Annotated in this window: 15 protein-coding genes; 12 read left to right on the top strand and 3 right to left on the bottom strand. The window is 63.5% G+C overall.

The features are described 5' to 3' along the window. Positions 1 to 19: 19 nt before the first annotated feature. From M1E07_RS21135 to M1E07_RS21105, 7 genes are all read left to right on the top strand, one after another. Positions 20 to 1,573 (top strand): GMC oxidoreductase, encoded by a 1,554-nt coding sequence (locus tag M1E07_RS21135; RefSeq protein ID WP_461188550.1) that lies wholly within the window; start codon positions 20 to 22, stop codon positions 1,571 to 1,573. Between the two features lie 7 nt (positions 1,574 to 1,580). Further along, a complete protein-coding gene (locus M1E07_RS21130; RefSeq protein WP_461188549.1) occupies positions 1,581 to 1,985 on the top strand; it encodes a C-glycoside deglycosidase beta subunit domain-containing protein in 405 nt (134 codons plus the stop codon). Then, a complete protein-coding gene (locus M1E07_RS21125) occupies positions 1,982 to 2,875 on the top strand; it encodes a sugar phosphate isomerase/epimerase family protein (protein ID WP_461188548.1) in 894 nt (297 codons plus the stop codon). Before M1E07_RS21130 ends, M1E07_RS21125 begins: the two co-directional genes overlap by 4 nt. 56 nt (positions 2,876 to 2,931) lie before the next feature. Next, positions 2,932 to 4,404: an MDR family MFS transporter gene (locus M1E07_RS21120; protein WP_461188547.1), complete on the top strand. Its 1,473-nt coding sequence runs from the start codon at positions 2,932 to 2,934 to the stop codon at positions 4,402 to 4,404. 1 nt (position 4,405) lies between these two features. Continuing rightward, positions 4,406 to 5,446, top strand: a complete 1,041-nt coding sequence (locus M1E07_RS21115; RefSeq protein ID WP_461188546.1) for a Gfo/Idh/MocA family protein — start codon at positions 4,406 to 4,408, stop codon at positions 5,444 to 5,446. After that, positions 5,443 to 7,626, top strand: coding sequence for a glycoside hydrolase family 3 N-terminal domain-containing protein (locus tag M1E07_RS21110; RefSeq protein WP_461188545.1), 2,184 nt, complete (start codon positions 5,443 to 5,445; stop codon positions 7,624 to 7,626). Before M1E07_RS21115 ends, M1E07_RS21110 begins: the two co-directional genes overlap by 4 nt. Before the next feature lie 78 nt (positions 7,627 to 7,704). Further along, positions 7,705 to 9,393, top strand: coding sequence for a DUF5597 domain-containing protein (locus M1E07_RS21105; protein ID WP_461188544.1), 1,689 nt, complete (start codon positions 7,705 to 7,707; stop codon positions 9,391 to 9,393). Between the two features lie 307 nt (positions 9,394 to 9,700). Here M1E07_RS21105 and M1E07_RS21100 read toward each other — a convergent pair whose 3' ends face one another. Then, positions 9,701 to 10,918, bottom strand: a complete 1,218-nt coding sequence (locus M1E07_RS21100; RefSeq protein WP_461188543.1) for an MFS transporter — start codon at positions 10,916 to 10,918, stop codon at positions 9,701 to 9,703. 193 nt (positions 10,919 to 11,111) lie between these two features. After that, on the bottom strand, positions 11,112 to 12,050 hold the full coding sequence (locus tag M1E07_RS21095) for a carbohydrate kinase family protein (RefSeq protein WP_461188542.1): 939 nt from the start codon (positions 12,048 to 12,050) through the stop codon (positions 11,112 to 11,114). Between the two features lie 283 nt (positions 12,051 to 12,333). Between M1E07_RS21095 and M1E07_RS21090 the strand changes: the two genes are divergently transcribed. The 5 genes from M1E07_RS21090 (at position 12,334) to M1E07_RS21070 (ending at position 17,566) form a co-directional block, all read left to right on the top strand. Continuing rightward, positions 12,334 to 13,632, top strand: coding sequence for an ABC transporter substrate-binding protein (locus M1E07_RS21090; protein ID WP_461188541.1), 1,299 nt, complete (start codon positions 12,334 to 12,336; stop codon positions 13,630 to 13,632). A gap of 2 nt (positions 13,633 to 13,634) precedes the next feature. Further along, positions 13,635 to 14,756, top strand: coding sequence for a Gfo/Idh/MocA family protein (locus tag M1E07_RS21085; RefSeq protein ID WP_461188540.1), 1,122 nt, complete (start codon positions 13,635 to 13,637; stop codon positions 14,754 to 14,756). After that, the gene (locus M1E07_RS21080) at positions 14,753 to 15,691 is read left to right on the top strand and encodes a DUF6807 domain-containing protein (RefSeq protein WP_461188539.1); all 939 of its coding nucleotides are present in this window, start codon (positions 14,753 to 14,755) and stop codon (positions 15,689 to 15,691) included. The genes M1E07_RS21085 and M1E07_RS21080 overlap by 4 nt, the downstream gene beginning before the upstream one ends. Further along, on the top strand, positions 15,688 to 16,434 hold the full coding sequence (locus tag M1E07_RS21075) for a cupin domain-containing protein (RefSeq protein WP_461188538.1): 747 nt from the start codon (positions 15,688 to 15,690) through the stop codon (positions 16,432 to 16,434). Before M1E07_RS21080 ends, M1E07_RS21075 begins: the two co-directional genes overlap by 4 nt. A gap of 97 nt (positions 16,435 to 16,531) precedes the next feature. Then, a complete protein-coding gene (locus M1E07_RS21070; protein ID WP_461188537.1) occupies positions 16,532 to 17,566 on the top strand; it encodes a LacI family DNA-binding transcriptional regulator in 1,035 nt (344 codons plus the stop codon). A gap of 51 nt (positions 17,567 to 17,617) precedes the next feature. Here M1E07_RS21070 and M1E07_RS21065 read toward each other — a convergent pair whose 3' ends face one another. After that, the gene (locus M1E07_RS21065; protein WP_461188536.1) at positions 17,618 to 18,436 is read right to left on the bottom strand and encodes an alpha/beta hydrolase; all 819 of its coding nucleotides are present in this window, start codon (positions 18,434 to 18,436) and stop codon (positions 17,618 to 17,620) included. Between the last annotated feature and the right edge of the window lie 13 nt (positions 18,437 to 18,449).

Genomic DNA, 18,449 nt, shown 5'->3' with positions numbered 1-18,449 from the left:
CAGACTCCTGGAGAACAGCATGACCACCACAGCAGTACCTTCAGCGCGCCCTTATCCGGCCGGCGTCGACGTCGCAATCATCGGCAGTGGCCCCGCCGGCGCCACTTATGCACGGATACTCTCCGAGCTCAGCCCCCAGTCGAGCATTGCCATCTTTGAGGCCGGACCCACCATCAGTGATCCGCCCGGATCCCACGTGAAAAACATCGCAAGTGTGCAGGACCGCGAAGTTGCCCAGCGCCGTTCGGAGGGAAGAGTGAGCGCCCTGACAACCGGCGGGAACCTCGCAGAGTACGCACGCGACGTCGCACGCCCTGTGCGGCCCGGCACCTTCCTCCTCGATGACGGCTGGCAGCAGCCCGGCGAGGCTGGACTGCCGGGTCTTGCATTCTCCAGCAATGTTGGCGGAATGGCGGCGCACTGGACCGGCGCATGCCCACGTCCAGGCGCGAGCGAGCGAATTGCCTTCCTTCCGAACATGGACGAACTCCTGACCGAGGCAGAACGTCTCCTCTCCGTGAGCGCGGAGGCCTTGGCTGACGCTCCCCTGGCAGACCTCGTCCGTTCACGGCTGGCCTCAGCCATTGACGCCGGCCGCGCCCCTGACCGCCGCGTGCAGCCCATGCCGCTGGCCGTACGCCGCACTGACGACGGCAGGTTCATTTGGTCCGGAGCTGACGTGGTGTTCGGCGATGAAACACGGAACAACCCGCAGGCCCGTTTGTTCGACGAAAGCGTGGTTGTGCGGGTGCTGACCGACGGAGATCAGGTCAGCGGTCTGCGGGTTCGCGACGACAAGACGGGAGACGAGCATGAAATTGCTGCCCGGTACGTCGTAGTTGCCGCCGATGCCCTCCGCGGTCCGCAGCTGCTCTTCGCCTCCGGTATCCGCCCCGAAGCACTCGGCCGGTACCTGAACGACCAGCCTCAGATTGTCCACGCTGTCCGGTTGACCGGCGTCGTGGATGATGTACCCGCTGCCTCGTCACACGACACCACCATCACCGCCCAAAGCGGTGTGAGCTGGGTGCCCTTCACTGATGAGCAGCCCTTTCATGGACAGGTCATGCAACTCGACGCGTCGCCCGTGCCCATTTCAGGGGACGTCATCCCTGGTTCGATCGTGGGGCTGGGGTGGTTCTGCGCCAAAGACCTTCAAGCGTCGGACCGCGTTGTCTTCTCCGAAGACACCACGGATGCCTATGGGCTGCCGGCAATGAACATCCACTACACCTTCACCGAACGTGACGAGCAGACACTGTCCGCAGCACGCCAATCGGTGGTTGCCGCTGCCCGGTCCTTGGGAGAACCACTGGGCGATGAACCGCTCACCTTTCATGCCGGAGCCTCCCTCCACTACCAAGGCACCCTGCGGATGGGGACATCCAACGACGGCACCGCTGTGTGCGATCCCACCGGACAGGTGTGGGACGTCAGAGGGTTGTTCGTTGCCGGGAACGGTGTCATTCCCACTCCTACAGCCTGCAACCCCACGTTGACCGGGGTGGCCCTGGCCGTCGCCGGTGCACGCCACATCGCCGAATCAATCAACTCCACGTCCACAGAGAAGTGAGGAAAACATGGTCCTCGAACGAGAACTGATCCAAAGCCGGGGCTTTCGCAACGTCCAGGAAGGAACCGACATTATCGGCTTCGAGATAGCCCTGCGCATGCCCAACTACCGAGGCGTCTGGGGAAGCCTCATCGACGGGGTGGCTGTCACCGTGGACGGTCAGGAATGGAGCCGGGAAGTACCGCGCTGGACACTCCAGGGACGCACCTTCAGCATCCAGGAACTGCGCCAGTCCACCGATGTCCGCTGGCAGCTCGATGAAGTGGCCACCGTCATGGTGCCGCTCGCAGGCGGCCTGGCCGTAGGTGTCCATGATGTTCGCGTTGATATTGCGCTGCACGCACCCTACATTCCGGCTGAATTTCAACCGTCCATTTTCACGTCCCAGCGAAAGGTCACGGTCCTCGCATGAGCAACCTCAAGTACGGCGTCTCCCTCTACAGCTACACCGGTGACATCAACACCGTCCTCACCCTCGAAGACGCCATGGCACAAATAGCTGACATCGGCGCCACCGGGATTGAGATCCTGGGTGAAGGTCACGTGCCCAACTATCCGGAACCGTCCACCGCATGGATTGACCAATGGTACGGGTTGCTCGAAAAATACCAGCTGGAGCCCACCAACTACGGGTCGTGGATCGACTCGAGCATGTGGCGTGACCGCGACCTCACCGCCGATGAGGGCGCCGGGATGCTGGCTCGTGATCTTCGTCTGGCCCATCGCCTCGGATTCACCTCAATCCGCCCGAAGATCGGTGTAGTGTCCATGGACCTGCGTCCCCATCCGATCTGGGAGGAAGTGATCGAGCGCAACCTCGATCTCGCAGCCGAGCTGGATCTCATCATTTGCCCGGAAATCCATGCGCCCACTCCCATCAAGCACCCGGTGGTGGACGAGTACATCGCCTTCATCGAGCGAACCGGATCAAAGAACTTCCGCCTGCTCATCGACACCGGCATCTTCCAAAGGGCAATCACCACCGCCAAGCACGACGGCCTCAGCGAAGAAGCCCAGGAAGAAGGATGGCGTAAACCCCTTGCCGTTCCCATGTCGGACCTAGTGGATGTCCTCCCCTACGTATCGTTCATCCAAGCCAAGTTCTTCGACGTCGACGAGAACCTCGTCGACGGCCAGATACCTTGGCGCGAGATCCTTCAAACCTTGAAGGACAGCGAATGGTCGGGTTACCTGTCCAGCGAGTACGAAGGCGATAGGTTGCCTTACCGTTCCATTGAACAGGTGCGCCGGCAGCATGCACTTCTTCATCGCCTGGAGGCCGAGATCGCCGGGACGCCGTGACCGTAGCCCGCCGCAGCAGCACGGCCCCGATTTCTCCCACACGTCTCCGGCTCCTCATGGCAGCGCTCCTGGCGGTGTCGTTCCTTGGAGCACTGGACCACACCATCGTTTCGACGTCATTGGCCACTGTTGCCGGGGAACTTAGAGCCCTCCAGCACATGAGCTGGGTTGTGGTCGGCTACACGCTGGCAAGTACTGTCCTGCTTCCGGTCCTCGGGGGGCTGGGCGATCGAGTCGGTCCACGGATGGTCTTCCTCGTTGCGCTGGTCGGCTTTGTTGCCGCTTCCTTCGTTTGTGGACTCGCCCATGACATGACGCAGCTTGTCGTTGCGAGAGTCCTCCAGGGCATGAGCGCCGCGGGTCTCCAGCTGATGTCGCAGACGATCGTTGCCGAGGTAACAACCCCAAGGCAACGTCCCCAATATTTATCACTCATCGGCGCAGCATTTCCGGTGGCGATTCTGATCGGGCCGCTCCTCGGGGGTCTGATCACAGACCACTGGGGGTGGCCTTGGGTGTTTTGGATCAACGTTCCGGTGGGGCTGGCCGCGCTTCTCCTGGCGGTCATTGCCGTTCCCCACATCGACCCAGCGGGCAAACGACGGTTCGACGTCGTTGGAGCGCTCCTGCTCACAGCTGTCCTCGTGGCGGTGGTGCTGGCAGTTGCTTGGTTCAGCTCAGGCAACTCGTCAGCATGGGTCGCCGTTGGAGCAGGCCTAGCAGCGTTAGCCGGTCTTGTCGCCGTCGAGCGTGGCCAGCAGAACCCCATCATCCCGGTTCACCTGTTTCGCAACCGCACTTTCAGTGCAGGTGTGGGACTATCAGCAGTCATGGGTGCCGGACTCATCTCAGCTACGGCGTACCTGCCAACGTACTTCCAGATGGCATATGGCGTGAGTGCCACCATCTCAGGGCTGGTTCCCATCGCAACCGTGCTTGGAATGTTGGTGGGCAATCTTGTGACGGGTTGGCTCGCTTCGAGGACGGGCCGCTACCGTGTATTTCCGATCGTCGGTACGGTGATGGGAGCCCTGGGACTCGGGGCTATGTCCGTGCTTCCGGAGGGTGCGCCGCTGTGGGTCCCGGCGTTGATCATGGCGTTCGTCGGCCTCGGCACGGGAGCGTTCATGAGCCTCGCCATTGCCATCGTGCAAAGTGCTGCACCACGCAGTGAACTCGGCACCGCAACCGCAACCGCCGGGCTTAGCGGCCAAATCGGATCCACCATCGGCTCAGCCGTAGTGGGTGGTGTGGTGGGGTTCGGGGTCGCAGCGCTCCTGCCAACCGGGCTTGATTCCGACACCCTCACGCCGGCCCTGGTCCACGCCGCAGACTCCGCCTTGCAGGCCGAGATCGCGTCGATTTACCACGACGTGTTTTCTCCCGTTTTCCTTGCACTGGCCGGCATCTACATCCTGGGCTTCATTGCAGCGTTACTGCTGCCTGATGGACGCCTTTCGGACGAAGCCGCCGCCCCCGCAGACAACGCTGCCAACCCGGCCAACCTGGCACTGCAAGCGAAGGATTAGCATGCCCGACAACACGACTGTGAGATGGGGGCTTGCCGGCACGGGAACCATCGCCCGGGAATTCGCGCGGACCCTGGCTGAAGTACCCTCAGCCTCGCTCACTGCTGCTGCATCCCGTACCACCGCAGCCTCAGCAAAGTTCTGTTCCGAACTCGGCATCCCGAAGCAGCACCTGTCATTTCAAGACCTTGCCCGTGACCACACCATAGACGCGGTGTACGTTTCCACCCCGGCAGGACTGCACCATGAGCACGCCACGCTGTTTATGGAGGCGGGCAAACACGTCTTGGTTGAGAAACCGTTCACTTCTACCCACGCCGAAGCCCTGGACCTGGCTCGAACCGCCAAGCGAACCGGGACAATCCTAATGGAGGCCATGTGGTCCCGCTTCCTTCCTGCCTACGTTGAGCTGAAGCGGCTGGTGGACGACGGCGCCATCGGAGAGGTTCGAAAGGTTGAAGCGTCCTTCGGTTTCCCGATTCCGGAGGCTGGTCCGCGGGCACGGCCACAGTTGTACAATCTTGCGCTGGGCGGCGGAAGTCTGCTGGAGATGGGCGTTTACCCTGTTCAGCTCTCGCACTGGCTCCTCGGCAATGAGCCGGCCGTAGCCGCGTTCGGCCGCAGCAGCACCAGCGGGGTGGACCTGGACACAACGGCCCTTTTGTCCTTCGGTGACGGCGCAACCGGAAACATCAGCTCCTCAATGTCCACAGTGCTTCCCAATGACGCACGGATACTGGGGACCGAGGGCTACATCCAGCTGCCGGCCCCGCACCATTGTCCACACGAACTGACTGTTTCACGCTACAACCCCTCGGGGCCGGGGCTCATGCAGTCCCACCTCATCCACACGCCGATAGTTGGCGGCGGACTCAAATACGAAATTCTCGAGTTCCACTCACTTCTTGAAACCGGCAAGTTGCAGAGCTCCGTGATGCCACTCGGCGACACCCTCGGCATCATGCGAACGCTTGATTTCATAAGACACGAGGTCCGCGTCAAGCCGACCCAGACAGCGACCCTGGAAGGAACAGTCAGTTGAAACTAATTTCAACTCCGGAACAGATCCTGGCCGCGATGACCCACGCGGAGAAGCTCGCACAGCTCCAGATCGTCTGGAGGCCCGACCCGGCCGAGTCCGGAAACCTTGCACGAAATGGAGCAGGTGCACTCTTCTGGCCTGCGGCGGCGAAGGCCACCAATGCGCTTCAACGGCTGGCCGTCGAGGAGAGCCCGCACGGCATCCCGCTCCTGATCGGCCTCGACGTGGTCCATGGTCAGTTCACGATCTTTCCCACTCCCCTGGCGCAAGCAGCCAGCTTCGACCCGGAGGTCGCAGCGGCTGACGCCCGCCTCTCTGCCAAGGAAGCCCGGTCCACGGGAGTCAACTGGACCTTTTCCCCGATGATAGATGTATCCCGGGACCCACGCTGGGGACGCGTGGTTGAAGGGTTTGGTGAAGACCCTTATCTCAACGCCCTCCTTGGGGAGGCCAAGATCCGGGGATACCAAGGCGACGACCTCTCCTCGGATGAGTCCATCGCCGCCTGCGCCAAACATTTCGTTGGCTACAGCGCCGCCGAGGGAGGCCGCGACTACAACACCACAGACATTTCCATCCAACGGCTTCGCAACGTGTACCTGGAGCCCTTCAGGGTCGCGGTTGAAGCGGGAGTCGCCAGTGTCATGGCGAGTTTCAATGCGGTATCGGGTGTACCCATGCACGCCAACCGACAGATGCTGACGGGCGTCCTGAAAAACGAGTGGGACCATGCCGGCATCGTCGTTGCTGACGCAGGGGGCGTTGGCGAGTTGGTTGAGCATGGCGTCGCCGCCAACCCAGCCGACGCAGGACGGCTCGCACTTTCGGCCGGGCTCGATGTGGAGATGGGCGGCTCCCTGCTCAACGATGGCGAGCCCATTATCCGCGACGGCGACCTGGACCCCGCACGCCTGGACGACGCGGTACTTCGTGTGCTTCGTCTAAAGCAAGCACTGGGCCTGTTCGAGAACCCCTATGTCGACGAGTCCCGGGCCTCGACCGGCCCTGACGAGGCCTCGCTGTCAGCAGCAAGGGCCACGGCCGCACGCTGCACGGTCCTGCTAAAGAACGATGGGGCAGTCCTTCCCCTCGCACCGCGGGGACAACGCGTACTTCTGGTGGGCCCATATGCCGAAAGCAGAGACCACCTCGGAGCGTGGGTGCAGTACTTCGCATCGCCAACGACGTCGTCCATCTTTGAGTCCCTCACTGCAGCTCTCCCGAACTCCATAATTACGACACTTCCGGGGGCTGCATTCTTTGATTCGGACCCTGCCCTGCAAGAGGAAGCTGCCCAAGCCGCTGCCGAGGCTGACGTAGTGATTGTCGCCGTCGGCGAACCCAGCTCAATTTCTGGCGAAGCCAGCTCACGCAGTTCCTTGGACCTCCCTGGTGACCAGACCGCGTTGATCCAGGCGATAGCGCGCACCGGCACCCCCATGGCGGTGGTGTTGATGACGGGACGCCCACTCGTGGTCAGCGACTGGATCGATGACTGTCCCGACCTCCTTGTGGCGTGGCACCTGGGCACCGAGGCCGGAACCGCTATTGCGGATGTGCTTACAGGAGCAGTGAATCCCGGCGGCAAGCTTCCCATGTCTTTCCCGCGATCCGTTGGTCAGATTCCCATCTACTACAACCACGAGTCCACAGGCCGGCCTGCCCGCACGGGAGGAAGACTCTCTAACAACCAGCCCGACGTCGGGCTGACCGGGCCTAACAACACCGATGACTACTACAAATCGAAGTACCTGGACTTGGAGCTTGGGCCACAATTCGGCTTTGGGTATGGGCTCAGCTATACGTCGTTTGAGCTTGAAGCATCACCCGATCAGGCACTTTCGGTCACGTTGGATGAGCTCAAAGATGGAGCAAAGCTTTCTTTCACCACGATCGTTCACAACACCGGGACTAGAGATGGCGACGAAGTGGTCCAGTTGTACGTCTCGGACCTCGTGGCAAGTGTTACCCAGCCTGTCAGACGGCTGCGAGGCTTTAACCGGGTCTCCGTACCTGCCGGACAAGAACGCCATGTGTCACTAACAGTCGGCTTTGATGATCTCGGCTTCTGGACCAACGATCCCCATACCGGATACATCGTGGAGCCAGGAGAGTTCCGTATAGAGATTGGCGACGGCGTCTCCTCCCAAGGTTTCAGCCTTAAGGTCGTTTCCTCCTGACCTAACAGGGCCCAGCGGTCATCGGAACCCCTGAAATAGGCCACTTCCCCGACAACCAAAGAATGAGGACCAATCACCATGTCCAACCCGGACCCCATAGTTCAGGAAAAAGTTACCCCTCAATCAGGAGTGGATGCACGAAACCTCCCGCGCCTGGAGCGAATTGGCAGCCACACCCGGCTCATCGTTGAAGAGAAGCCGTTCCTCTGCATCGGTGGGGAATTGCATAATTCAAGCGCATCCGATCGGGACTACATGTCGCCTATCTGGGACAAACTGGCAACGGCCGGCATTAACTCCGTTATCGCTCCTGTGTCATGGGAACAAGTCGAACCGGTGGAAGGACAGCTCGACTTTTCGATCGTGGACGGGTTGGTGGAAGATGCTCGGTCCACTGGCGTCCGTCTGGTATTGATTTGGTTTGGGGCGTTCAAGAACGCTTCCTCCACCTATGCCCCCAGTTGGGTGCGTGCCGACCGGAAACGCTTCCCACGCGCGGACAGGGGCGTCAAACCCCTGAAGACGCCCTTCTCTTACCCCGGATCCATGCCGAGGCCAAGCCTGTCCGTATTCTCGCGCGACCTTTTTGAGGCGGACCGCACTGCTTACACGTCTCTCATGAGGCATGTGGCCCTGATCGATCCGGACCATACAGTAATCATGGTTCAGGTTGAAAACGAAGTAGGGCTGCTGGGCGCAGGAAGGGACCACAACGCGCTGGCCGAAGCCATCTGGAATGCACCGCTCCCCGAGGAACTGATTGCTGCGGTTTCCGAAGCACCGGATTCTTTTGACCCGGAATTTGTGCAGGTCCTCGGCGCAAATCCGGACGGCAGCATGAGCTGGGCGGACCATTTCGGCGATGACAATCCCGTTGGTGAAGAGACTTTCATGGCCTGGGGATTTGCGTCCTTTGTGGGAGGTTTAGCGGCTGCCGGAAAAGCGATTCTGCCCCTTCCCGCATACGCGAACGCCTGGCTTGGCCCCCAACGCGGCCAGGACATGCCCGGCCAGTACCCAAGCGGGGGTCCGACCGCCAGAATGATCCCGGTCTGGCGGGCTGCTGCGCCGGCCCTTGACTTCCTGGCACCTGATATTTACGTCCCCAACGCGGCAGAAGTTATGCGGCAGTATGCCTCCGACCTTAACCCGTTGTTCATCCCTGAAGCCCGCTTCCGTGCCGGAGACGCGTTTTTGGCAATCGGCGGCTTTGGAGGTCTCGGCTACAACGTCTTCGGTGTAGAAGAAGGCAGGGAAGGCAACCAGTTCAGCACAGCATCCAGAATCATCACTTCCCTTACTCCAGAAATAGTCGACGCCCAGCGCGATGGCCGGATTTTCGGCTTCGCCCTTGACCAGGACGAAGACTCCATTAGCGCTGTAATGGCTGGTGTAACCATTAGCGTCCGCAATGCCAGGAAGCTCCTCGAAAATATGCTCCTGGACGCTGGTGTGCGGGTTCCGCCGGCGCCGGAACTCCCCGGAGAAACGGTTGCCGCAACCCATGGCCCCACTCCAGGAGACGGCCGTCCTTTCGGCATGGTCCTCGCCATCAGTCCCAGTGAGTTCGTCGTCGTTGGCCAAGGAGCGCAGGTGGATTTCCACAAGCCAGGATCTGAAGTAGAGCTTGATTCAGTCCGGGAGCTGGTTTTGACCTCCACCGGTTTACAGGAAGGGAGATACCTCAACGGGGACGAACGCCTCGAGATCCTTTCCGACAAGTACATCAGCGCCGTGAGGGTCCGTCTCCTGATCACCACAAGCTAAGTAGTCACAATCTCCCAGTAAAGGGACCACATGCCGTTTCACCCCGATATCGCCGTCCGGCTCCCCTTGCTGGACGGGATCCCATCCCTGGAGGCCGCCCTCAGTGAGCCTCAATGAGGGTGCAAATGGAGGCGGCCAGCGGCGTTGATGCGCGGCAAAACGAATCCAAGGCCGCGCACATCCTGCGCATCGAGAGCCTCTCGATGCGCAGGATTGGACCAGGGCTTCCAGTTCGGTGGCCACGGGTTTGGAAGCCTGACCCAAGCGGCAACCTAAAAGAACACATACGTGACCGTTCCCCGGGCTTCTAGTGGCTGGCGGACACCGTCCGAGGCCCCCGGACCAGGACGGCCAGGAGTGCCACCGCGCACGCGATGCCCAAAGCGCCCAAGGCGAAGCTAAGGCTGCCCAGCGCTGCCGCTGCCACTCCGAGGACGATGGGGGTCAGGAACTGGCCGATGAACAACGTGCTGGTCCAGATGCCCGTGCCGCGGCCCCGCTGCTGGTATTCGAGTCCGTTTACGGCCCAGGTCAGGAGGGTGGGCAGCAGGACGCCGGTTCCTGCGCTGGCAATGACAGCACCGGCAATCGCCAGCGGAACATTCCCTGCGACGGAAACGAGTGAGAGTCCGACGGCGGCCAGTCCGAAGGCGAGCGCCAGCAGGTTCTTCGTGCCCAGCTTTGCCAGGAAGCGGAAGGAAATGGCGCCAGCAGCGGTGGCCAGGGATGCGATGGCTGCGGCGAGGCCGATGAGTGCCGCGTCGGCAACCCCCAGGCCGGTGATGACATACGGCAGGTGAACGATGAGGGCGTAAAACACAATCCCGCCGAACAGCGTCACGGCGGCGGGCGCACCGATCTGCCGCCATGGCACCGGCGTCCGGACCGCCGTCGGGCGCTGGCTCTTTGCCGGTTCCCAAAGCTTGAAAACCATAGGAATGACGATCACGGCACTGGCCGCGTAGAGCCAGAACGGCGTCCGCCAGCTGATGCTGCCCAGGGCCCCGCCGAGCGCGAAAAATGCGGTGGCGGCGAGAGCGCTGACCATGGTCTGCAGGCCGAGATACTTGTTCCGCTGTTCACCCTTGTAGTAGTCCGTGAGAAGCGTGGTGCAGCAGGTCATAATGGCGGCTTCCGCGATGCCAACGCCCACCCTGGACAGCGCGATTGTTTCGAGACTGTCCAGCCAGAGCGGTGCAGTCCCGAAGGCAGCGTATGCCAGCATTGCGAACACCAGGAGTTGCTTTCGGCCCAAACGATCGGCAACGTAGCCGGCCAGGGGTGAAAAAAGCGCCACAAACAACGCCGGCAGGGTGAGGGTGAGCGGGACCAGGATGGCCACTCCCGGGGTGTCGGCAAATGCCTGGTTCAGGGTGGGAAGGATGGGCGCCAGCAAGACCGCTCCCAGTACCGGCATGCAACTGCCGGCTACGAGGAGGGCCGCCTGGATCCGCCCGGCCTTTCGGGTCCCTGAAGGGGCCGGTACCTCATTCCTGGCAGTACCCGTGAGCTGAACATTCTCCATTGAATTTTCCTTAGCCTCTTGATGGTCACGGAGGGATCAGCGCGGTTCAGGCGCTGAAAAGTGACTTCCCTCACTGTGACAACCGTTGGACTATTCAGGAATCAGGCATTTGGAATAGCTGGTATCCACGGGACAGATGGCAGTGTTTCCGTGGCCGACCGGCCAAGGTTTGCGAGGCATGAGGTTGGGACAGCTACTCCCCCGAGGACCCGTTGAGCTCAGCGCGCGTGGGCGGGTTGGCGCCTGGCCGTGACACCGTAACGGCCGCCGCCTTGGCCGCGTGGGCCAGGAGTTCAGCGAGTCCCTCGGCGGGGAGTTCCCGGAGGTCCTTGCGGTTTTGTGCGCCGTCCAGGCCGCGGTCCACCAGGCCGGAGAGCAGCGCAGCCATGAAGGAATCACCTGCGCCCACAGTGTCCGCCACCTCAACCCGCGGAGCCTCCACCTGCGCCTCGCCCGCCCGGGTAACACCCCACGGCCCGTCAGCTCCGCGGGTGACCACCACCATGGCGGGCCCTTCATTACCGCCCAGCTCCAGCCAATTACGCGCGGCGTCGAGCACGTCCAGCTCCGGGTAGAGCCAGGCCAGGTCCTCGTCCGAAGCCTTCACCACATCCGCGAGGGTCACGAATTTTTCCGCGTGGCGGCGCGCATAGGCCACATCGGCGATGATGCTCGGCCGGCAGTTGGGGTCGAAGCTGATGGTGGCACGCGGGTGCGCGTATTCGACGGCGGCCAGCACATCCGTGGCACCGGGCGCCAGCATGGTGGCGATGGAACCGGTGTGCAGCAGAGTGGTGCCCTGCAACATAAACGCCAGCCGATCGGCGATGCCGGGAAGCTCCCAGGCGAGGTCGAACGTGTAGGTGGCGGCGCCGTCGTCGTCAATCAGGGCGGTGGCCACGCTGGTGGGCAGCTCATCCGGGCCCAGGGGCAGCATCACGGAACTGGCGCGCAGGTGCGCCGCGACGGAATCGCCATACGCGTCCCGGCCGTAGCGGCCGATGAACTGCACGGGGTGGTCAAGGCGGGCCAGGCCCACCGCGACATTCAGCGGGCTGCCGCCGACATGGGCTTCGATACCGGAGGCGCGCTGGACAACGTCGACGAGGCCTTCGCCAATAACTGTGAGCATGCTCATACTCTGCCAGAGGACCGGCTGACCAGCACGTTGCTAAGCACGATGACGCTGATGCCCGTCAGCTCCCGCTCTGCCCCAGTTCCGGCAATGGGAGCAGCGATAGGTCGTTGACAAGAAAGTTATCGATCACCATAATTGTGTTACCGATCACTTTTCTGGCCAGGCAGCGATTCGCGATTCTCCTGCGAAGGAGCTTCCACCCTTCCCTGATCCACGGGCACCCCACCACAGGCATCACGCAACCGTCAAAGATGACGCCACCCTGGAAAGGTCTTTTATGAGCTATAACCCCACGCGCCGCAGCTACCTGAAGCTCTCCGCCGCCGTCACCGCTTCCGTCCTGGCACTGTCCGGATGTGCCGGCGGCGGCACTCCCGCCGCCGACGAAACCGGACCCGTCACCATCCGCTTCACCTGGTGGGGCGGCGATGCACGCCAGAAGGCAACCCAGCAAGTCATTGAAGCCTTCGAGGCGGAAAACCCCAACATCACTGTTGTGGGCGAGTACAGCGACTGGACCGGCTACTGGGACAAACTCGCCACGCAGGTGGCCGCGAACGATGCTCCGGACATCATCCAGATGGACGAGAAATACGTCCGCGAATACGGCGACCGCGGCGCCCTGCTGGACATAAAGAAGTTGAGCGGACTGGATACGTCCGGCATGGACCCGGACACCCTCAAGAGCGGGGAGGTGGACGGCGAGCTCGTGGGGCTGGTCACGGGCATCGCCACGTTCTGCATCGCCGCCAACCCTGCCGTCCTGGCCAAGGCCGGCGTGCCGCTGCCGGATGACACCACCTGGACCTGGGAGGACTACAAGAAGATCGGCCAGCAGGTCAGCCAAAGCGGCGCAGGCACGGGTGTCGGTGTGCAGTACGGCGACCAGGACCTCTACATCTGGGCGCGGCAGCACGGCGACCGGCTCTACGACGACGACGGAAAGGTGGTCATCAAGCCTGAAACGCTCGTCTCGTTCTGGCAGAACGTCCGTGACCTTTCGACATCCGGCGCCGGGCCCAAGCCGTCGGCCATCATCGAAAGTGCCAGCGCTTCGCTGAACCAGACCCCGCTCGCCAAGAATGAGATGGGCTTCTCCGGTGTCTTCAGCACCCAGCTCACCGCCTACTCGGGCGCCAGCGGCCACGAACTGAAACTGCTCCGCCTGCCCGGTGAGTCCAGCGCCAAGGAACGCGGCGCCTACTACAAGCCATCCATGTTCTGGTCCGTCTCCTCCCGCACCAAGCACCAGAAAGCCGCTGAAAAGTTCCTCAACTACCTCACCAACAGCCAGACCGCGGGCGACATCATGCTGACTGAACGCGGCATTCCCGCCAACGCCAGGGTCCGCGAGGCCATCTCCCCCAAGCTTAACGCTACGGACAAGGCCGCGATCGCCTTCACCAATGACATCGCCGAGGAGGTCCGGCCGGCCCCGCCCATCACGCCCTCGGGCGGAAGCACCATCACGGACATCCTCAGCCGCTACACCTCGGACATTCTCTTTGACCGCACCACCCCGGAAAAAGCCGCCCAGCCCTTCATCGACGAACTCTCATCCTCACTCCGGAAGTAGACGTGACTACGAAGAACAATCACGACGCCGGCACTCCCCTTCGCGTCGCATTCATCGGCACCGGCGGCATCGCCAATGCCCACGCCGAGGCACTCAAGCAGCAGCCAGGCATCGAGCTGGCCGTGGCCATCGACGTGGACCCCACGCGCTCGGAGGCCTTCGCCCACAAGTGGGGTGTCGCCAGGACTGCATCGAGCCTGGCAGAAGCGCTCGACGGCGGTCCGCTGGATCTCGTAGCCATCTGCACTCCCCCGTCCAGCCACTTCCCACTGGCCCTGGAGGCACTCGCGCGCGGCCTGCACGCGGTCATCGAAAAGCCGCCGGCCCTGTCCCTGAGCCAGATGCGCCGGCTCGAGGCCGCCGAGGCAGAGTCCGCCGGTTCCCTGAGCTGCATCTTCCAGCACCGGTTCGGCTCCGGCGCCCAGCGGCTGCTGGCACTGCAGCAGTCCGGTGCGCTGGGCAAGCAGCTCGTCGGAACCTGCAACACCCTGTGGTTCCGTGACCAGCCCTACTTCGATGTGCCGTGGCGCGGCCTCTGGGACGTCGAGGGAGGCGGCCCCACCATGGGCCACGGCATCCACCAGTTCGACCTCCTCCTGCACCTGTGGGGACCCTGGTCCGAGGTGACCGCCTTCGCAGGGAAACTGGCGCGGAAGACGGACACCGAGGATGCGTCCGCGGCGGTGGTCCGCTTCGAGTCCGGCGCGTTTGCCACGGTCATCAACTCCGTAATCTCCCCGCGGGAAACCTCCTACCTTCGGCTGGACTATGAAAATGCGACGGTGGAACTGGACCATCTCTACGGCTACAGCGACCACAACTGGACGGTGACGCCGGCACCAGGCCAGAACGGCGTCGTCGACGCCTGGGCCCAGGGGGAGGACCAGCCAAGCGGCCATAACGCCCAGTACGCGGCCATCGTCCGCAGCCTACACAACGGGGAGCCCGCGCCGGTCTCCGTGAAGGATGCCTATGCCACCATGGAACTGGCGGCCGCAATCTATGCGTCCAGCGTCAGCGGCAGAACCGTCGCCCGTGGCCAGATCGGCGAAGACAGCCCGTTCTTCACCCGGATGGACGGCCACCTTGAACCCTGGAAGCAAGAGGAAGCACTGAACGCATGAGCACATCAACAGCACTCAACTGGCGCGACAACAACCAGTCCCTGACCGTATCCCTCGGGGACCTCGAGATCGCCACCTACACCTATGACGCCACGGACGAACAGCGCGAATCGCCGCGGCCGTTCTTCCATCCGCTGCGCACCACGGCCGGGGAAACAGTCAGTGTCTACCGCCCCTGGGACCATGTGTGGCACAAGGGCATTGCCTGGTCCCTGCCCCACTTCGGCGAGGACAACTTTTGGGGCGGGCCCAGCTACCGTCGCGGAAAAGACTACACATGGCTTCCCAACAACGGGCGCATGCGGCACGAACGCGTCATTGAGGCCGGGCTCGCCGGCGGGGCGTTCCGTTTCGCTCATGCGCTGACCTGGTGGACGCAGGACGGGAAACACGTGGTTGATGAAACGCGTACCATCCGGATCCTCCCCGGCCCCGGCGGCGACTCCTGGACCCTGGTGTTTGAAACGGCCATGACCAACGTCTCCGGACGGGATGTCCAGATCGGCTCGCCCACGACGGAAGGCCGGGAGAACGCCGGCTACGGTGGCCTGTTCTGGCGCGGTCCCCGGGAGTTTGCCGGCGGCCGGATTGAAGGACCCGGCGGAGCAACGGGTGAAGCATTGCGCGGAACCCGCGGACCATGGCTCGCCTTCGTGGGCCAGCACGATGACAGCTGCCGCCACTCCACGGTGCTGATCGCCGACGACACCAGCAACGCCCAGCACCCGCCCGAGTGGTTCGCCCGCTCGGAGCCATTTGCCTGCTTCGGCCCGGCGCCGTTCTTCAGCAAGGAAGTCACCTTCGCAGCCGGGGACACCATGGTGAACCGCTATGCGGTTGTGATAGCCGACGGCGACTCCGACCAGGAGAGGCTCGAAGCCCTCGCGGCGGCCGGCGCGGCTTCCCTGCAGCAGGAGGCGGTATCCAACGCATGACCGTCCTGCGGCAGGCCGCCCCCTTCCCGGGGGCGGTGGCCCTCACCCGCCTTAACGTCTACGACTGGGAATCGCTCGACGGCGTGTGCGGCGGTTCCCCGCACATGCACACGGTCTCCACCGAGGCCTACCTGGTGCTGGCCGGAACCGGGCGGGTTGAAACGGTCACTGCCTCAGGTTACGAATCCCATGACCTTGCACCGGACGACCTCCTGTGGTTCAGCCCCGGAACCATTCACCGCCTGGTGAACAGCGGCAGCCTGGACATCCTTGCCATCATGCAGAACGGCGGGCTGCCGGAGGCAGGCGATGCCGTCCTCACGTTCGAGGCGGATGTTGTAGCCGATGCTGAACGGTATGAGCGGACCGCACGGCTCGACGGCGGGACCGGCTCGGCCCCGGAGGGGCTGGCTTCCGCTGCGCTCACCAGACGGGACGCGGCTCTGGCAGGCTACCAGCGGCTGAAGGAGGCTGCCCAGGCGGGTGACTTTGACGCCGTCGAGCAATTTCACCGCGCCGCGGTCCGGCTGGTCCAGTCACGGGTCCCGGCGTGGCGGGAGCTCTGGACCGGGACGATCGCACCGGAAGCGGCGCGGACCGAGCAGTGGCTCGCGGACCTCGCCGAGGGCCGGTTCAGCCACTTCAGGGATGCAGCCGTGTCCCGGACAGCGCCCGCCGGCACAGAGCGGCTCTTCGGGATGTGCGGGATGCTGCGGAAGTGGGACTCCGGCACCCCTGCTTGAGCCAGGGGATGGGTGCGGCTGCGGCGAAGCGGGAGGGATTAGGCTGGAGCCGGGTCCCTCCCGCGACAACCGCAGGACGAAAACCTGAAGGGACGCCATGGTGCAACCAGCTGTAGGACCGGGCCGGTCGAAGGCACCCACTATCTATGACGTGGCAGAACTGGCCGGCGTGTCCCACCAGACCGTGTCCCGGTATTTGAAGGACAAGGCCAAGCTCAAGCCAGCTACGGTGGAACGCGTTGAGAAGGCGTTGCTGGAGCTCAACTACACCCCCAACCTCGCTGCCAGGTCCCTGAGGTCCCGCCAGCTGTACCGCATTGTGGTGGTGGTGCCGGAAGCGTCCCTGTACTTCCCCCTCCGCATGCTGAGCGGCGCCGCGGAGACTGCGCACGCGGCCGGCTTCCGCATCGACGTCCTGGCCATGGAGGGAAGCGCCGAAGCCCGGGCGCAACGGCTGCAGGGACTGCTGGCCGGCGAAGACATCGCAGGTGTCCTGTCCTTCGTCCCCCGGCCCGCCAAACTCGGCGCACTCCCGGACCAAAACCCGGGCGTTCCCATGGTGGTTGCCGGTGAGTATGACAACCGCATGCGCGCCCGCGGCAGCCTGGCGGACGGTTCTGCCGTTGCCAGGATCGTGGAGCATCTGGCGTCCTTGGGCCACCGGAACTTTTTCCACGTGGCCGGTCCCGCTGCCTGGCCGTCCGCCCGGAACCGCCTGGCCGTCTATGAGGAAACCGTCGCCCGGCTGGGCCTGGTGTCGTCGGGGGTAGCAGCAGGTGACTGGTCGTCGGCCTCCGGCTACGCCGCGGGGCAGGAGATCGCCTCCCTGGAGGATGTGACGGCGGTGGTGTCAGCAAACGACACCATGGCCATGGGCGTGATCCGGGCCCTGCATGAGCATGGCATCTCCGTGCCCGGCCAGGTCAGCGTGTTCGGTTGGGACGACATGGCAGAGTCAAGGTACTTCATCCCGTCCTTGTCCACGGTCCATATGGACGTCGAAGCGCTCGGGGCGCGGAGCATGAGCGAACTTATAGCCCGGATACGGGGCGTTTCGACCACAACGGAAACCCTTGCGCTCGACCCCATGGAGCTGGTTTTCCGGGAGTCGACGGGGCCCGCCAAGCGGTAGGACCGCCGGGGCAAAGGGTGGCAGGACATTCGGCGGCCTCACGTGAAAAGACTAGGCACCTTGCTCCCCTGGAGCCAGCAGCTCCTGGACCAGTTCACGGCACTTTGCATATGCAGGCGCCTCGGGACCGATCAGTGCGAAGTGGTCGCCGGGAACCACCACCAGCTGCGCCGGCACCGGCCCCGGCAGGCTCGCCTCTGCGTAGGCAGTGGACAAGGCCAGCGGCACATCGTCGTCCTCCGCCGCGTGGACGGCATAGACGGGAGCGTTCAGCGGCAGCGCGGCCATCGGGTCCGCGTACCGGTGCCGGCCGGGGAGTTCCGACGACGCCCCGCCCAGCAGGTTGGCCACCGCACCATTGCTGAGATTGAGCCTTTCAGCCTCGGCGAGGTTCAGGACACCGGACTGGCTCACCACCCCGGTGAGGCGGACGCCGTCGGCAGATGCCGCGACCTCGCGGTGCTCAGCCTCCAGCCCCCGCTGGCGCAGGCGGTCCCGGCCTGCCGCCCACACCGCAAGCTGCCCGCCGGCGGAATGCCCCAGCGCCACAACCTTGGCCAGATCCAAAGCATGGGGTGCGGCCAGGTCCTCCAGCTTGTCGATGCCCGCCAGAATGTCCTGGAAGGTATGGGGCCAGCCGCCGCCGTTTCCGACGCGCCGGTACTCCAGGTTCCACGCCGCCAGCCCGTAAGCGGCAAGGTCTTCTGCCAGCGGCTCCCCCAGCTCCGCCCCGTACTGCGAGCGCCAATACCCCCCGTGGATTACCACCACCACGCCTCGGTGCGTACCGCCGTCGGCCAGTTCGGGAAGGAACAGCTCACCCCACTGGCCGGCGTCATCGCCGTAGTAATACTTATGCCGCTGCACCATGTGCCGAGCGTAC

The organism is Arthrobacter sp. Z4-13, from assembly GCF_054792705.1.
This window is presented reverse-complemented; position numbering and strand designations above follow the sequence as displayed.

Excerpts from the sequence above, each read along its gene's own strand:
- M1E07_RS21135 (WP_461188550.1), top strand. The coding sequence starts at position 20 with ATGACCACCACAGCAGTACCTTCAGCGCGCCCTTATCCGGCCGGCGTC.
- M1E07_RS21130 (WP_461188549.1), top strand. The coding sequence starts at position 1,581 with ATGGTCCTCGAACGAGAACTGATCCAAAGCCGGGGCTTTCGCAACGTC.
- M1E07_RS21125 (WP_461188548.1), top strand. The coding sequence starts at position 1,982 with ATGAGCAACCTCAAGTACGGCGTCTCCCTCTACAGCTACACCGGTGAC.
- M1E07_RS21120 (WP_461188547.1), top strand. The coding sequence starts at position 2,932 with ATGGCAGCGCTCCTGGCGGTGTCGTTCCTTGGAGCACTGGACCACACC.
- M1E07_RS21115 (WP_461188546.1), top strand. The coding sequence starts at position 4,406 with ATGCCCGACAACACGACTGTGAGATGGGGGCTTGCCGGCACGGGAACC.
- M1E07_RS21105 (WP_461188544.1), top strand. The coding sequence starts at position 7,705 with ATGTCCAACCCGGACCCCATAGTTCAGGAAAAAGTTACCCCTCAATCA.
- M1E07_RS21100 (WP_461188543.1), bottom strand. The coding sequence starts at position 10,918 with ATGGAGAATGTTCAGCTCACGGGTACTGCCAGGAATGAGGTACCGGCC.
- M1E07_RS21095 (WP_461188542.1), bottom strand. The coding sequence starts at position 12,050 with ATGCTCACAGTTATTGGCGAAGGCCTCGTCGACGTTGTCCAGCGCGCC.
- M1E07_RS21090 (WP_461188541.1), top strand. The coding sequence starts at position 12,334 with ATGAGCTATAACCCCACGCGCCGCAGCTACCTGAAGCTCTCCGCCGCC.
- M1E07_RS21080 (WP_461188539.1), top strand. The coding sequence starts at position 14,753 with ATGAGCACATCAACAGCACTCAACTGGCGCGACAACAACCAGTCCCTG.
- M1E07_RS21075 (WP_461188538.1), top strand. The coding sequence starts at position 15,688 with ATGACCGTCCTGCGGCAGGCCGCCCCCTTCCCGGGGGCGGTGGCCCTC.
- M1E07_RS21070 (WP_461188537.1), top strand. The coding sequence starts at position 16,532 with ATGGTGCAACCAGCTGTAGGACCGGGCCGGTCGAAGGCACCCACTATC.
- M1E07_RS21065 (WP_461188536.1), bottom strand. The coding sequence starts at position 18,436 with ATGGTGCAGCGGCATAAGTATTACTACGGCGATGACGCCGGCCAGTGG.